The following is a 15,387-nucleotide window of genomic DNA, read 5'->3' as shown; positions in this document are numbered from 1 at the left end:
TGCGAGATATGCGGGGCGGACCGATCAATTCTTGCCCTTGTCCACCAGCGCATTCTTGCCGATCCAGGGCATCATGCCGCGCAGTTCGCTGCCGATCTTCTCGATCGGGTGGGCGAGCGCCTGCTTGCGGGCGGCCTTGAGTTCGGGCTGCCCGGCGCGGTTGTCGAGGATGAAGTTCTTCACGAAGCGGCCGGACTGGATGTCGGCCAAGACGCGCTTCATTTCCTTTTTCGTGTCCTCGGTGATGATGCGCGGACCGGTGGTGATGTCGCCATATTCGGCGGTGTTGCTGATCGAATAGCGCATGTTGGCGATACCGCCTTCATACAGCAGATCGACGATCAGCTTGGTTTCGTGCAGGCATTCGAAATAGGCCATCTCGGGGGCGTAGCCGGCCTCGACCAGCGTTTCGAACCCGGCCTGGATCAGGTGGGTGATACCGCCGCACAAGACGGCCTGTTCGCCGAACAGATCGGTTTCGCATTCCTCGCGGAAGTTGGTCTCGATGATCCCGCTGCGTCCGCCGCCGACGCCCGAGGCATAGGCCAAAGCCACGTCGTGCGCGTTGCCGCTCTTGTCCTGATCGATCGCGATCAGGCAGGGCACGCCGCCGCCACGGACATATTCGCTGCGCACGGTATGGCCCGGACCCTTGGGAGCGATCATGATCACATCGAGATCGGCGCGCGGCTCGATCAGGCCGAAATGCACGTTCAGGCCATGCGCGAAGGCGATCGCCGCGCCCTGCTTCATGTTGTCGTGCAGATCCTCGGCATAGATTGCCGCCTGATGCTCGTCGGGGGCGAGGATCATGACGATGTCGGCCCAGGCGGCGGCTTCCTTGTTGGACTTGACCGCGAAGCCGGCGTCTATCGCCTTCCTGGCGGTGGCGGAGCCTTCGCGAAGCGCGATGGCGACATCCTTGACGCCGCTGTCGCGCAGGTTCTGGGCATGGGCATGGCCCTGCGAGCCATAGCCGACGATGGCGATCTTCTTGTCGGTGATCAGGTTCAGATCGGCGTCGCGATCGTAATAGACACGCATTGGAATTCCCTTTCGAAGATGATCGTCATGCCAGCGCAGGCTGGCATCTCAGGGGGCTTGGGCGGTGCCGGTTGCCACGAGACCCCAACCTTGGCTGGGGTGACGGTGGGTGGGTGGGTGTGAACAGTAAATTCAGGCCGCGTTCTTTCCCCGGGCGATGGCGACGATGCCGGTGCGGGCAACCTCGATCAGGCCAACCTCGCGCATCAATGTGATGAACGTGTCGATCTTCTCGCGCCCGCCGGTCACCTCGAACACGAAGCTGGTCGTCGTCGCATCGACCACGCGGGCGCGGTAGACGTCGGCGAGGCGGAGCGCCTCGATCCGGTGATCGCCGGTCCCGGCGACCTTCACCAACGCCAGTTCGCGTTCGACGTGCGGGCCGAGCGCCGTGAGGTCCGTCACCGAATGCACCGGGATCAGCCGGTCAAGCTGGGCGAGGATCTGTTCCATCGTCTGGTCGGAGGCCGTGGTGACGATGGTGAGGCGGCTGACGGCATGGTCGGCGGTGACGTCCGACACGGTCAGGCTCTCGATATTGTAGCCGCGCGCGGTGAACAGACCGGCGATCCGGGCGAGGATGCCCGGTTCGTTGTCGACCATCACCGCCAGGGTATGGCGGGACGAGGTTTCGGTTTTGATGTGCATCAGACCAGCGCCTTCGCTTCGTCGTCCATCTCGCCGGAAACTTCCTCCGCCTGCAGGAGCATGTCGGTATGCGCCGCGCCGCTGGGGATCATCGGGAAGCAGTTGGTCAGTTGCGAGACCATGCAGTCGACCATCACCGGGCCGTCATGCGCGAGCATCGCGGCGATGCCGGCGTCGAGATCGTCCGGACTCTCGATGCGGATGCCTTTCCAGCCGTAAGCCTCGGCGAGCTTCACGAAATCGGGCAGGGCATCCGAATAGCTTTCCGAATAGCGGCTCGAATAGGTCAGTTCCTGCCACTGGCGGACCATGCCCATATATTGGTTGTTGAGGATGAAGACCTTCACCGGCAGGCGATATTGCGTCGCGGTGCCGAGTTCCTGAATGTTCATCTGGATCGAGGCTTCGCCGGCGATATCGATGCACAAGGCGTTGGGGTTGCCGAGCTGCGCGCCGATCGCGGCGGGAAGGCCGTAGCCCATGGTGCCGAGGCCACCGCTGGTCAGCCACTTGTTCGGGCCTTCGAAGCCGAAATGCTGCGCGGCCCACATCTGGTGCTGGCCGACTTCGGTGCTGACGATCGGTGCGCGTTTGTGCGTTGCCTCCCACAAGGCCCGGATCGCGCGCTGTGGCATGATCTCGGTCGGATGATCGGCGAAATCCAGGCTGCCGCGCGCGCGCCAGCCGTCGATGCGAGTCCACCATTCCGACAGATCGGGCTTGGGATGGCGGCGCGACTTGTAGACGCGGACCATGTCTTCGAGCGCGTGGCCGACATCCGCGATGATGGGCAGGTCCACGCGCACGTTCTTGTTCACGCTGGAACGGTCGATATCGATGTGGATCTTGGCGGAATGCGGGCTGAACGCGTCCAGCCTCCCGGTGACGCGATCGTCGAAGCGCGCGCCGAGGCAGACGATCAAATCGGCCTTGTTCATCGCCATATTGGCTTCGTAGGTGCCGTGCATGCCGAGCATGCCGAGCCACGCCTCGCCACTCGCCGGATAGGCACCGAGGCCCATCAGCGTCGAGGTGACGGGCGCGCCAGTGATGCGGGCGAGTTCGCGCAGCAATTGCGATGCGGCCGGCCCGGAATTGATGATCCCGCCGCCGGTATAGAAGATCGGGCGTTCGGCGGCGGCGAGCATGTCCACGGCCTGTTCGATCAACGTCGGATCGGCCCTGATCTGCGGACGATAGGTCTTGTGCTTGATCGGGCCGGGCTTGGTGTAGCGCGCGGTCGCGACCTGCACGTCCTTGGGCACGTCCACGACGACCGGGCCGGGGCGGCCGGAGGTGGCGATGTGAAATGCTTCATGGATGATGCCGCCGAGCGTGGCGGGATCCTTGACGAGATAATTGTGCTTCGAACAATGCCGCGTGATGCCGACCGTGTCCGCCTCCTGAAAAGCGTCGGTGCCGATCAGGGCGGTAGGCACCTGACCGGTGATCACCACCATCGGAATCGAATCCATCAACGCGTCGGTGATGCCCGTGACCGCGTTGGTCGCGCCCGGACCGGATGTGACGAGCACCACGCCGGGCTTGCCGGTCGAGCGGGCGTAGCCCTCCGCCGCATGCGTGGCCGCCTGTTCGTGACGGACGAGGATGTGCTTGATGCGGCCCGAGCGGAACATCGCGTCGTAGATCGGCAGCACGGCACCGCCGGGATAGCCGAACACGACGTCCACGCCGAGATCGCACAGCGCCTCGACCAGGATATCGGCTCCATTCTTTTCCGCGTTCATCGTCACAATCCTTCTATGCCGCGCTGCAATAGCGGCTTGGCGGGGGTGCGGCTACCCGTATGATTCGTACGCGTCAAGCGTTATTATTGTAATAATCTATCGTATTGAGCAATATAATTGGAAATTTCTGACGCTAATATTCGGGGCCAATCGGCTGGCGGCTGATTGCGGAACCAGGTGAACTGCCGCTTGGCGTATTGGCGTGTGGCCAGGCGAAGTGCCTCAAGTGCTTGTTCGCGTGTTGTTTTACCCGTCAGCCAGTCGGCAATCTCGGCCACGCCGATCGCGCGACGTACGGAGAGGTTGGGTGCGATATCGTCGCGTGCGAGCAAGGCCGCGACTTCGGCGACCGCGCCGTCCTCCAGCATCGCTTCGGCGCGGATGTCGCAACGGGTGAGCAGCCAGTCCCGATCGGGCAAAAGGATGGTGGGGATTAGGTGAACCTGCCCGGCGATGCCGCCCGCGCGGTGCGCCTGCCACTCGGCGAGCGTGCGGCCGGTGGAGCGGGCGACCTCCAGGGCGCGGGCGACGCGGGTGGTGTCGGCGGGGGCCAGGCGGGCGGCGGCCTGCGCGTCGGCATGCCGGAGTTGCGCGTGCGCCTCGGCGACGGGCAGGGCACGGACCTGCTCGCGGATCGCCGGATCGATCTCCGGCACCGGCGCGATGCCGTCGAGCAGGGTGCGGATGTAGAGCCCGGTGCCGCCGACGAGGATCGGCAGTTTGCCCAGCCCGTGCGTCTCCGTGATGGCGGCGCGGGCATCGTCGGCCCAGCGCGCGGCGGAGCAGCTTTCCGCGCCGTCGATATAGCCGAACAACCGGTGCGGGACGCGGGCCTCGTCCGCGATGCTCGGGCGGGCGGAGAGGATGCGCAGGTTGGCGTAGACCTGCGCGCTGTCGGCATTGATGACGACGCCATCGTGCCTTTCCGCCAATTCCATCGCCAGCGCGGACTTGCCGCTGGCGGTCGGCCCTGCGATGAGCGCCAGCTTCGGGAGGGTTGCGATGTTCATTGCCACGTTGATAGCACCGGGGACGCTTTCCGGGGGCGATATTTCCTCGTGTCGCGACCGGCTGGCCGAAGCCGGCTGCGCGCCGGGCGAGGTGGCGTGGATCGACGACGGCTTCGCGGCGGACCTGAGTTTCGCCGAACTTCCCGAAGCTGCGCGCACCGCGCTGGAAGGCGCGGTCCCCGGGGGCGACGTGGTGGTGCAGGCGGCGGGCCGCGAGAAGAAGCTGCTCGTCGCGGACATGGATTCGACGATGATCACGGTCGAATGCATCGATGAACTGGCAGATTATGCCGGCATCAAGCCGCAAATCGCCGAGATCACCGAACGCGCGATGCGCGGCGAACTGGATTTCGAGGCGGCGCTGGATGCGCGCGTGGCGCTGCTGGAGAATCTCGACGAGGCGGCGATCGAGGCGTGTTTGAAGGAGCGCGTGGTGATCATGCCCGGTGCCGCCGCTCTGGTGCGGACGATGCAGGCGCGGGGCGCGTTGACCGTGCTGGTATCGGGCGGCTTCACCCGCTTCGCCGAGCCGGTGGCGGCAACGATCGGGTTCGATCGGGCGATCGCCAACCGGCTGCTAATCGAGGGCGGCGTGCTGACGGGCAAGGTCGCCAAGCCGATCGTCGGATCGCACACCAAGTTGGAAACGCTGCTGGCCGCGACCGCCGAGCGCGGGCTGTCGGCCATGGCGACGCTGGCGGTGGGCGACGGGGCGAACGATCTGGCGATGATCGAGCGCGCCGGGCTTGGGGTGGCGTACCGGGCCAAGCCGATCGTGGCGCAGGCGGCGGCGGCGCGGGTGGATCACAACGATCTGACGGCGTTGCTGTATGCGCAGGGGATCAAGCGGGCGGATTGGGTTTTGGGGTGAACCGACCACCCATTCGTCGTCCCAGCGAAGGGTGGGATCTCGTGGCAATCGGCGCGTGTTTGCCGCTTGAGGCCCCAGCCGTCGCTGGGGTGACGAGGAAGGCAGCTATCTGGAAAGCCACATCCACACTTCCCGTCCGTGCTGAGCTTGTCGAAGCACTCTCCTGCTTCTCGACGGTTGACAAGAAAGACAGTCCTTCGACAAGCTCAGGACAGACGGTGTGATGGGCTGGGCTGGGCTCAGCCTCCGGTCGGTACGCAGGGTTTGATCGCGGCGCAGGCGCGCGCTGCTTCGGCATTCGTCGCATAGGGGCCGACGAGCAAACGGGTGAGGGCACCCGATTTGACGTAATAAGGTGTGCGACCGGCAAACTTGCCGTCGACCTGCGTCCACAATTTGCGCGCGTTCGCGGGGTCGCCGAAAGCGCCCAGCTGGACGCGCCAGTTGCCGCTTGGCGCGGGAGGTGCGGAAGCGACGCGAGCCGTCGCGACCGGGCGTGGCGGCGCGGCGCGCGGGGCGGGTTGGCGATTGCTCACCTCGTAACTGGATGCCGGAAGTTCGGTCGCACGCATTGCATTGTCATTGCCCTGACCGGCGATTTCCGGCGCCGGCAGATCGGTGCGTTGCGCGTTCGCTTCGTATTGGCGGGCGAGGATCATGCCTTGCTGTCGGTCGGCGAGTGGGACGTATTGGTCCATCTGCGCGAGCACTTTCGAGGCGGAGGGGACGTTCGCGGCGGACGAGCGGACCATCAGCGCGTAAGCGCGGGGATAGTCGCGCGACACGCCGTCGCCGTTGAAGAGCATCGTGCCGAGCACGAGTTGCGCGCGCGGTTCGCCGCGCGCCACCGCCTTTTCCAGCCAGGGCAGCGCACCGGCGCGGTCGCCGCGATCGAACAGCGCCAGACCGTAATTCACCTCGGCCTGCGGCAGGCCTTGCAACGCGGCCTTGCGATACCAGCTTTCGGCCATCGGCATGTCGGTCGGCACGCCACGGCCGAGCTTGTAGGCCTGACCCAGGTTGAACTGTGCCTGCGCATCGCCGGCGATCGCGGCGGTGCGCCATTCCTCCGCCGCCTTGCGATAATCGCCCTGATTCCACAGGTCGATGCCATGTTTGACGTCGGCCAGCGCCGTGCCGGACGTCGTCGTGATCAGGGCGGCGAGACCGAGAGCCAGCAGAGATACGCGCTTGGGCATGAATGTTCCCGCATCCGAAAATTCCGTCATGGCGCTTCCCTATCGGGAGGATGGTAAACGGATCGTTAGCGCAACCCGCCCGCGCCGCCTTCCGTTACGGCGTTAACGTCTTCTTGAGAGGTGCCGTGCGATCTCCCAGGCTCGAATTGGGGAGTTCTTGGGACACATGCGCGTTCTCGCGATGGCATCACAAAAAGGCGGGTCCGGAAAGACCACGCTATCCGGACACCTGGCCGTCCAGGCACAGCTGGCCGGGGCCGGCCCGGTCGTGCTGATCGACATCGATCCGCAGGGGTCGCTGTCCGATTGGTGGAACGAGCGCGGCGCGGAATATCCCGCCTTCGCCCAGACCACCGTCGCGCGGCTTGCCGCCGATCTTGAGGTGCTGCGCCAGCAGGGATTCAAGCTCGCCATGATCGATACGCCCCCGGCGATCACGATGGCGATCCAGAGCGTGATCGCGGTGGCCGAGCTGATCGTGATCCCGACGCGCCCGTCGCCGCACGATCTGCGCGCCGTGGGCGCCACGGTCGACCTGTGCGAGCGCGCCGGCAAGCCGTTGCTGTTCGTCGTCAACGGCGCCACGCCGAAGGCCAAGATCACGTCCGAAGCCGCCGTCGCGCTGTCGCAGCACGGCACGGTCGCGCCGGTGACGATCCACCACCGCACCGATTTCGCCGCCTCGATGATCGATGGGCGCACCGTGATGGAATGCGACCCTAAGAGCCGATCGGCGCAGGAGGTGCAGGCGCTGTGGTCGTACATCTCCGATCGCCTGGAGAAGAATTTCCGCCGCACCGTGTTCTCGGCGCCGGGCGCCAACACTTATGTGCCGCAGCGCACCGCCGCAGGTGGCTTCGGTCGCCGGGTCGTCAGCTGAGGAGCGCGGGCACATGATGAGAACCCAGAAACCGCTCGCTTCGCTGTCCTCCACCCTGCTTGCGCGCAAGGGCACCGCCCGTCCGGCGATGCGCCCGCAAGGTTTCGGCGGCTTCGGTGCGCCGCAGAGCGTGCATGACGATCTCGGCTGGAACGACATGGGCGAAGCCGAGCCGGCACCCGAGCCGGTCGTTGCCGCCGTGCCGCCGGTGCTGCTGCAGCGCGAAGCGTTGCAGGAAGAATTGGCCGCTCCGGCCGTGGAGAAACCGGTCGCCGCCAAGGCTCCGGTGGTTGCGAAGGCTCAGATCGCCATCGAGCCGCCCGCGCCGGTCGAAGAACAGCCGGTGCGGAAATCGGTATCCGTCGCCACCGCGACGCGGATCGGGCGCGAGACGCGCGCGCATCACAAGGGCGCGGCGAAATCTGCCTTCACGCTGCGTCTGGATGCGGAGCGCCACCTGCTGCTGCGGCTGGCCAGTGCGCTCGAGAAGCGCTCGGCGCAGATGCTCGTCACCGAGGCGTTAGACGCTTTCTTAACCACTTTACCCGATGTTGCCGAGCTAGCGAGCCAGGTTCCGAACCGGGCTGGCAAGTGATCGAATAGGGATTTTTCCGATGAAGACCCGCGCACTCCTCGCCTTGGGACTGTCCTCTCTCGCCTTTGCCGGCACGATGACCGCGATCGTCGGTGCGGGCGGCAGCGCCTATGCCGGTGCGTCCGATCCGACCAAGATGGCGCGCAAGCAATTCGATTCCGCCCGCAAGGCGCTGGCCGGTGACGATGCGCTGGCGGCGGTGAAGTTCGGCGAAGCGGCGGTCAGCTACGATCCCGCCGTCGTCGCCTATCGCCTGATCCTGGGCCAGGCCTATCTCAAGGCGGGTCGCTTCACCTCGGCACACGCGGCATTCAGCGATGCGCTGGTGCTGGATCCGACCAACGGCAAGGCTGCGCTGAACCTTGCGCTGGCGGAAATCGCCGAGGGCAATTGGGACGGCGCTCGTCACACGCTCGACGCCAATGCAGCGACGATCCCGGTAAGCGATCGCGGGCTGGCGATGGCGCTGGCCGGCGATCCGGGCGGTGCGGTCGAGTTGCTCGGCCCGGCGGTGCGCGCACCCGACGCCGACGCCAAGACGCGGCAGAATTTCGCGCTGTCGCTCGCGCTTGCCGGTCGCTGGCAGGACGCCAAGACCGTCGCGGCGATGGACGTCGCGCCGGGCGATCTCGACGCGCGCATCCTGCAATGGGCCGCCTTCGCCAATCCGAAATCGGCGTCCGATCAGGTCGCCTCGCTGCTTGGCGTGACGCCGGTGGTCGATCCCGGCCAGCCGGTCGCGCTGGCGCTGAACAGCAACAAGACCGTCGCGGTCGCCGCGGCCGTGCCGGTCGATACCTTCATGCCCAAGGCGCAGCCCGAAGCGACGGCGGTCGCCGCCGCGATGGGCACGCCGGTCGTTGCGCCAGCCGCCGAGCCGGTGCCGGTGATGGCTTCGGTGTCGAGCGTCAGCTTCGCGCCGCGTCGCGAGATCGTCCAGCTTCTGCCGGCCCGCGCGGTGAACACCGTGCCCGCCAAGCGCGAGAGCGCGCCGGGTGCGGCCATCGCCAATGTCTTCGTCGCCAAATCCAGGACGGCGACCAGCGCCTTCGTGGTACCCAAGGCCAAGGCGGCTCCGGTCGGCGCGGCCGTGGGCTCGGCCAAGGGCGGTTATTTCGTCCAGCTCGGCGCGTTCGAGAACGCCGCCGTCGCGAAGGACGCCTGGGGCCGCGCCAGCCGCGTCTCGCACTTCGGTGGCCGTGCGCCGTCGGGTGCGCAGTTCGCGGGCAAGAGCGGGAATTTCTATCGCCTGTCGGTCGGCGGGTTCACCCGCGAAGACGCGGACAAGACCTGCCGCAGCTATCGCGCCAAGGGCGGCCATTGCTTCGTGCGCACCGGCGCCGGGGACAGCACTCCGGCGTGGATCAAGGCTCCGGCGGCGGTGAAGACGGTTGCGGTGGTCAAGGCCCCGACGGCGGCCAAGGCTCCGGTTGCGGTCAAGGCCGCTGCTCCGGCGAAGGTCGCGGCCAAGCCCGTTAAGAAATAAGCAAATTCAACCGTCCGTGCTGAGCTTGTCGAAGCACTGTCCTTCTTTCGACCGTCGAGAAGAAAGGCAGTCCTTCGACAGGCTCAGGACGGACGGTGTTTCGTGATGCGGGCGGTGTAAATCTTTGACAAGCGCGCGGGCTAAATCAGCGCCGTTCCGCCCTTCCACAGGCGCAGCACCTTGCCCTGCACCGGCAGTCCGTCGAACGGCGTGTTGCCGGCCAACGCGACCATCTTGTCGCCGTCGATCAGCCACGGCGCACCGGCATCGAACAGCATCAGATCGGCGGGCATGCCCACTGCCAGCGTGCCGGTTTCGAGACCCATGATGCGCGCCGGCGTGGCCGACAGCATCGTCACCAGCCGTTCCACGGTGATCAGGCCATCGCGGACCATACCCAGCGAAAGCGCGAGCAGAGTCCCCGCGCCGGCCATGCCATTGGCCGAATCCGCGAACGGCAGGCGCTTCTCCTCCGGCCCGCGCGGGTCGTGGCCCGAACACAGCACATCGATCGTTCCGTCGGCCAGGGCGGCGAGGCACGCCTGACGATCGCTTTCGTCGCGCAGCGGCGGCGACACATGCGAGAAGGTGCGGAAGTCGGTCATCGCGATGTCCGACAGCAACAGATGCGCCGGCGTGATGCCGCAGGTGACGTGGACGCCACGCCTTTTGGCCGCGCGGATCAGGTCGAAACCGGCGGCCGTGGTCACCTGGCGGAAATGCAGCTTCGCGCCCGTCTCCTCGGCCAGCATCAGGTCGCGCGCGATGGCCAGCGGCTCGGCGAGGGCGGGGGCGGAGGGCAGGCCCATCCGGGTCGCCGTCTCGCCCGCCGTCGCGACGGCATTGCCCAGGATGCCGGCATCTTCGGCCTGCGCGATCACGGTGAGCCCGAGATCGCCGGCATAGGCCAGCACCTTGCGCATCACGCCCGAGTCCGCGATCCAGCGTTCGCCAGTGCCGACCGCCTTCGCGCCCGCCGCCGCGTTCATCGCCATTTCGGCCAGATCCTTGCCGGCCAGCGCACGGGTCGCCGCCGCGATCGGGTGGATCCACAGGCCCGGCCGGCCGATCAGCGCCGCGCGCTGCACCACGCCCGGTTCGTCGAGCACCGGCGTCTGATCCGGCATCAGCCCGACGCGGACGACGCCGCCGGCGTGGAAGGCGGGAATGTCGATCGTGAATACGCCGAGATCGACGATCGCGGGGGCGAGCGTCTTGCCCTTGCAGTCGATCGTCGCGACGCCGTCGGGCAGTTCGAACACGCCGGTCGCGGCGATGACTCCGTCGAGCACGAGCACGCCGCCCGTGCTGCTCCCGCCGGTGGGGCATACGAGATCGGCGTTGAGCAGGGCGACGTCGCGGATCATGCCCAGCCCTTCACGCCACGCGCGCGGCGGGTCAGCACGTCGAGGCAAGCCATGCGCACCGCGACGCCCATTTCGACCTGTTCGGTGATCGCGGATTGATCGACATGATCGGCGACGGCGCTGTCGATCTCGACGCCGCGGTTCATCGGGCCGGGATGCATCACCAGCGCGCCGGGCCGGGCCTTGGCGAGGCGCTTCAGGGTCAGGCCGTAGCGGAGGTGGAATTCGCGGTTGGAGGGGACGAAGCCGCCGGCCATGCGCTCGTTCTGCAGGCGCAGCATCATCACCACGTCGGCACCCTCCAGCGCGGCGTCGAAATCGGTGAATGGGGTGACGCCCATCCGCTCGATCCCGGCCGGCATCAGCGTGGAGGGCGCGCACACCCGCACCTCGGCGGCAAGCGCGGTGAGCGCGAGAATGTTCGACCGCGCGACGCGGCTGTGCAGCAGATCGCCGCAGATCACCACGCGCTGATTGTGGATGCTGCCGCGACGGCGGCGGATCGTCAGCGCGTCGAGCAAGGCCTGCGTGGGGTGTTCGTGCGCGCCGTCGCCAGCGTTCAACACCGGGCAATCGACCTTGTCGGCGATCAGCCGCACCGCGCCCGACGATCCGTGCCGGATGACGATCACGTCGGCGCGCATCGCGTTCAACGTCATCGCCGTATCGATCAGCGTCTCGCCCTTCTTCACGCTCGACTGGGCGGCGTGCATGTTGACGACGTCGGCGCGCAGCCGCTTGCCGGCGATCTCGAACGACAGCAGCGTGCGGGTGGAATTCTCGAAGAAGGCGTTGATCTGCGTGAGGCCACGCAGGCGCTTGTCGCGCTTCTTGGCGCGGTTGGCCTCGACCCATTGCTCGGCCTCGTCGAGCAGGAAGGTGATCTCGTGCGGCATCAATCCCGCGATGCCGGTCAGATGCCGGTGCGGGAAGACGGCGCTGCCGGGCAGGAGCGTCGCGGGGCTGTGATCCGATGCTGGCATTAAAGGGGTGCGGTAACGGCGCGTGGCGGCGCGCGCAAGGCCTGCGTCAGGCGATCGCCACCAGCGCGTCGATCGCGCCCTGCAGGATGTAGGCGGCGGCCATCTTGTCGACCAGTTCGGCGCGTTTGGCGCGGCTGGCATCCTGTTCGATCAGCGTGCGGGTGACGGCCTGGGTCGACCAGCGTTCGTCCCACAGCAGGATCGGCAGCGCCATGTCCTCCAGATTGCGGGCGAAGGCGCGGGTCGACTGGCTGCGCGGGCTTTCGCTGCCGTCGAGGTGGAGGGGAAGGCCGACGACGATGCCGACCACGCGCTGTTCGGCGATCAGCTGGGCGAGGGCGGTCTTGTCCTTCTGGAATTTGGTGCGGCGGATCAGGACGGCGGGCGAGGCGAAGCTCCAGCCGGCGTCGCACAGCGCGGTGCCGATCGTCTTGGTACCGACGTCGAGGCCGATCAGGCGGCCGGCGCCGGGCAGGGCGGCGTGGAAGGGCAGACGGTCGGTGGTGATCATCCGCGCTTCCCAAATGCCGCCAGTCGCCGCGCGACATCGGCGCGGACGTTCGTCCAGAACAGGCTGTAGTCGTAGACGTGGTAGTTGTTGCCCGGCAGCACGTAATTGCCCATTGCGGGCGGCTCGCCGATCAGCAGGAAGCCGCGCGGATCGCAACGGGCCGGGACGGCGCCAGGCTGAACCTGGGCCGTATCGAGCGCGGCCGACGGGATCAGCGTGCCGAGATTGGCCTGGGCCGGCGCGGTGGCATTCGCGGTGCCGGTGAGCGGGTTGGTGCAGACCATCGGCGTGCCGTTGCGCGGCTTTCCGTCGAAACCGGCCGTCTTGTCGTATTGCTCGAGGATCATCGTCGGGTCGGCCGGTTCGGCGAAGCTCTGCCACGACAGGATGCAGCCGGCCTGATCGGCGCTCATGCATTCCGGCAGGCCGAGCGCCGCCAGATCGGTGGTGCGCGAGATCGGCCAGCCGACGACATACGCCGCGACGATCCGCTTGGCCAACGGCGTGCCGGCGATCTTCTCGCGCAGCAGCCGGGTGAGGTGCAACGCCCCCTGGCTATGTCCCGCGAGGACGATCGGGCGGTCGCCGGCCTCCTTCACGAACTGGTCGAACGCCGCCGAAATGTCTCCGTATGCGAGGTCCAGCGCCTGTTTCGCGGCATTGGCGTCGGTCAGGAACGCGCCGAACGTCGCCTGACGGTAGCGCGGTGCCCAGATCGCGCCGCTGGCGTTGAAGGCCGTCGCCTGGCCCCGCAGGAACAGTTCGGCGCGGGCATTGCTTTCGGCATCGTCGAGCTTCGCATTCCAGTGCGCGGTGCCGAGGAACGAGGTGGGGTGGACGTAGAATACCGCCGCCGGCGCATTCGCGACCGGCTTATAGCCCGGTGGCGTCCAGCGCGCGGCATCGTCGCGCCGGCCGGGATGGGCCAGCCACATCTTGGCGTCGGCATAGGCATTGGCCGCAACCGGGTCCTGCGCCTCGAATCGAGCCGAGGGCACCGCCCACCAGCGGATGATCTCCACCCCCCACAGCCGATAGGCGAAGGCGGCGCCGACCGTCAGCACGATGAGACAGGCAAAGGCATAGAGGAACTTCCGGGCCAAGCGTCGAACTCCGTTGTGCGCTGCAACATAGCGCTCCGAGCGGCAAATGTTGATTCCGTGCAGCATCGATGCAGCGCTTGCAATCGCGATCGGACGGGGGTTGTCTTGGCGTGGACGGGGAGAGCGATGCGATGGGCGATTTCGACACGCGAGACGCGGAGGCCGCGGAGAGCTGGCGCGCGCGGCCGTTCATCCTGGCGGGGATCGGGATCGTGGCGGCGGTACTGGTCCAGCAATTGATCCACCGGGCCGACGGATATTTCTGGTCGCCGGTGACCCTGCCGGCGTGGCGCGTCGCGCTGGCGATCGGCATTGCGGGGTCGGCGGCCGCGATCGGCTTCTCGCTCGAACGGGTGCGGATCAGCTGGGCGATCGGCTTCGCCGCCGCGATCGGGCTGGTCGCCGGACTGGTGTTCTACTGGAATGGCGAGCCGGGCTGGGGGTTCTTCTCCGACTGGCGCAGCGCCAGCCTGGTGTTGGCGCTGGCGATCCTCGTGCCGCTGTTCCAGACTGCGCGGGACGAGGGTGCGGCGCGATTTCCCTATGTCGAGGTTCACGGCCACGCCTGGACGAACGTCGTCTTGTGGTGCGCGTGCTGGGCCTTCACGGGCGTCGTCTTCGCGCTGACGCTGTTGCTGGCCGCCTTGTTCGATCTGATCGGACTGCATTTCCTGCGCGACCTGCTGCGGCACTATTGGTTCGATGCCGCCTTGTTCGGCGCGGCGTTCGGCGGGGCGCTGGGCCTGTTCCGCGAGCGCGACCGGGTGGTGCGGCTGTTGCAGCGGGTGGTGACGGCGGTGCTGGGCGTGCTGGCGCCGGTGCTGGGGGTGGGGCTGCTGGTGTTCCTGGTCTCGCTTCCGTTCACCGGGCTCGGCACGCTGTGGGAAGCGACGCGGGCGACGACGCCGATCCTGCTGGGGTGCGTGATCGGCGCGCTGATCCTCGCCAATGCCGTGATCGGCAACGGCGCGGACGAGGAATTGCACAACCCGGTGTTGCGCTGGGGTGCGATGACGCTGGCGCTGGCGATTCTGCCCTTGGCGACAATCGCCGCGATCGCGACCGGGTTGCGCATCGGACAATATGGCCTGACGCCCGATCGGCTTTGGGCGCTGACCTTCGTGATTTTGGCCTGCGCTTACGGACTGGCCTATTTCGTGTCGCTCCTGCTCGGGCGAGCGCGTTGGGCGGACCGTGCACGCCCGGCCAATTTGCGTCTGGCCTTCGTCGTGGCGGGGCTGGCCTTGTTCCTCGCGACGCCGCTGCTGAGCTTCAACGCGCTATCGACCCGCGATCAGGTCGCGCGACTGGAGAGCGGGCGGATCGCGCCGGACAAGTTCGACTGGGCGGCACTGGCGTTCGATTTCGGCGATGCCGGCAAGCTCGCGCTCAAGCGGCTGACGGCATCGAGCAACGCGGCGATCAAGGCGCGGGCGGTGGCGGCCTCGACCAAGACCAATCGCTACGAACTCTTCGACGTCGGCGCGCAGATCAGAAGTGCGGACCAACTCACGAAACGGCTCCGCGTCTTGCCACGCGCGGTGCCGGTTCCGGAGGACCTGCGCAAACTGCTGACCGACTGGACTGCCTGCACGGCCAACGACAAGAACCGGTGCACTCTGCTGTATGCATCCGGCAGTGCGGAAGCGATCGCATTGCGCGACACCTGCATCGACGAATTGCGGTCGCAGGACGGCAAGGCCAAGGCTCCGGTCATCAGGATCGATCGCTGTGGTCCGGCGCACTTCATCCTGCGCGACGGCAAATGGCGCGAATTGCGCGATAACGAAAAGGCTCCGATCGACGAGGCCCAGATCGAGGCCCTCAAGGCGGCGCTGGCGGCGGGCAGGGTGGATGTGCGTCCGGTGACGGTGCGTCAGGTGTTCGTCGGCGGCGTTCCGGTGGGCGAACCGTTCGAATAGGTTGCGCGGGCAACGCGCCC

At 67.1% G+C, this 15,387-nt stretch carries 14 protein-coding genes; 5 read left to right on the top strand and 9 right to left on the bottom strand.

The window, feature by feature from the left end; genetic code table 11:
- Nucleotides 1-24: 24 nt before the first annotated feature.
- From ilvC to miaA, 4 genes are all read right to left on the bottom strand, one after another.
- Nucleotides 25-1,044, bottom strand: coding sequence for a ketol-acid reductoisomerase (gene ilvC, locus ASG11_RS17665; protein ID WP_055783389.1), 1,020 nt, complete (start codon nucleotides 1,042-1,044; stop codon nucleotides 25-27).
- A 132-nt stretch (nucleotides 1,045-1,176) separates the two neighbouring features.
- A complete protein-coding gene (ilvN, locus tag ASG11_RS17660) occupies nucleotides 1,177-1,692 on the bottom strand; it encodes an acetolactate synthase small subunit (RefSeq protein ID WP_055783387.1) in 516 nt (171 codons plus the stop codon).
- The gene (locus ASG11_RS17655) at nucleotides 1,692-3,440 is read right to left on the bottom strand and encodes an acetolactate synthase 3 large subunit (RefSeq protein WP_055783383.1); all 1,749 of its coding nucleotides are present in this window, start codon (nucleotides 3,438-3,440) and stop codon (nucleotides 1,692-1,694) included. Before ASG11_RS17655 ends, ilvN begins: the two co-directional genes overlap by 1 nt.
- Nucleotides 3,441-3,523: 83 nt before the next feature.
- Nucleotides 3,524-4,450, bottom strand: a complete 927-nt coding sequence (gene miaA / locus ASG11_RS17650) for a tRNA (adenosine(37)-N6)-dimethylallyltransferase MiaA (RefSeq protein WP_055783379.1) — start codon at nucleotides 4,448-4,450, stop codon at nucleotides 3,524-3,526.
- Between miaA and serB the strand changes: the two genes are divergently transcribed.
- The gene (gene serB, locus ASG11_RS17645) at nucleotides 4,443-5,321 is read left to right on the top strand and encodes a phosphoserine phosphatase SerB (RefSeq protein ID WP_055783376.1); all 879 of its coding nucleotides are present in this window, start codon (nucleotides 4,443-4,445) and stop codon (nucleotides 5,319-5,321) included. The two genes, miaA and serB, sit on opposite strands and share 8 nt — an antisense overlap.
- Before the next feature lie 239 nt (nucleotides 5,322-5,560).
- On the opposite strand, the gene ASG11_RS17640 is transcribed toward serB, so the two are convergent.
- Nucleotides 5,561-6,550 carry an SPOR domain-containing protein gene (locus ASG11_RS17640; RefSeq protein ID WP_236697584.1) on the bottom strand — a complete coding sequence of 330 codons (990 nt, stop codon included), beginning with the start codon at nucleotides 6,548-6,550 and terminating at the stop codon, nucleotides 5,561-5,563.
- A gap of 136 nt (nucleotides 6,551-6,686) precedes the next feature.
- On the opposite strand from ASG11_RS17640, the gene ASG11_RS17635 reads away from it, so the two are divergent.
- From ASG11_RS17635 to ASG11_RS17625, 3 genes are read left to right on the top strand one after another with little or no spacing between them, the layout of a single operon-like run.
- Nucleotides 6,687-7,400: a ParA family protein gene (locus tag ASG11_RS17635; protein WP_055783373.1), complete on the top strand. Its 714-nt coding sequence runs from the start codon at nucleotides 6,687-6,689 to the stop codon at nucleotides 7,398-7,400.
- 16 nt (nucleotides 7,401-7,416) lie between these two features.
- Nucleotides 7,417-7,995, top strand: a complete 579-nt coding sequence (locus ASG11_RS17630; RefSeq protein WP_055783643.1) for a hypothetical protein — start codon at nucleotides 7,417-7,419, stop codon at nucleotides 7,993-7,995.
- Between the two features lie 19 nt (nucleotides 7,996-8,014).
- Entirely contained in the window at nucleotides 8,015-9,481 is a 1,467-nt protein-coding gene (locus ASG11_RS17625; RefSeq protein ID WP_082472950.1) for an SPOR domain-containing protein, read from the top strand.
- Nucleotides 9,482-9,621: 140 nt separating this feature from the next.
- Here the strand turns inward: ASG11_RS17625 and ASG11_RS17620 are convergent, their stop codons facing one another.
- The 4 genes from ASG11_RS17620 to ASG11_RS17605 are packed head-to-tail and all read right to left on the bottom strand — an operon-like array spanning nucleotide 9,622 to nucleotide 13,445.
- On the bottom strand, nucleotides 9,622-10,848 hold the full coding sequence (locus ASG11_RS17620) for a dihydroorotase (protein WP_055783371.1): 1,227 nt from the start codon (nucleotides 10,846-10,848) through the stop codon (nucleotides 9,622-9,624).
- A complete protein-coding gene (locus ASG11_RS17615) occupies nucleotides 10,845-11,831 on the bottom strand; it encodes an aspartate carbamoyltransferase catalytic subunit (protein ID WP_055783367.1) in 987 nt (328 codons plus the stop codon). Before ASG11_RS17615 ends, ASG11_RS17620 begins: the two co-directional genes overlap by 4 nt.
- 46 nt (nucleotides 11,832-11,877) lie before the next feature.
- Complete coding sequence (gene ruvX / locus ASG11_RS17610) at nucleotides 11,878-12,342, bottom strand: Holliday junction resolvase RuvX (protein WP_055783365.1); 465 nt, start codon at nucleotides 12,340-12,342, stop codon at nucleotides 11,878-11,880.
- Entirely contained in the window at nucleotides 12,339-13,445 is a 1,107-nt protein-coding gene (locus ASG11_RS17605; RefSeq protein ID WP_055783362.1) for a DUF3089 domain-containing protein, read from the bottom strand. Before ASG11_RS17605 ends, ruvX begins: the two co-directional genes overlap by 4 nt.
- 110 nt (nucleotides 13,446-13,555) lie before the next feature.
- Here ASG11_RS17605 and ASG11_RS17600 point away from each other — a divergent pair, with 110 nt between their 5' ends.
- Nucleotides 13,556-15,367, top strand: coding sequence for a DUF4153 domain-containing protein (locus ASG11_RS17600; protein ID WP_236697583.1), 1,812 nt, complete (start codon nucleotides 13,556-13,558; stop codon nucleotides 15,365-15,367).
- Nucleotides 15,368-15,387: the final 20 nt, after the last annotated feature.

The sequence above is a fragment of the Sphingomonas sp. Leaf357 genome (assembly GCF_001423845.1).
GTDB lineage: Bacteria > Pseudomonadota > Alphaproteobacteria > Sphingomonadales > Sphingomonadaceae > Sphingomonas.
The sequence above is the reverse complement of the archived record's forward strand: the minus strand, read 5'-3'. Positions and strand labels throughout refer to the sequence as shown.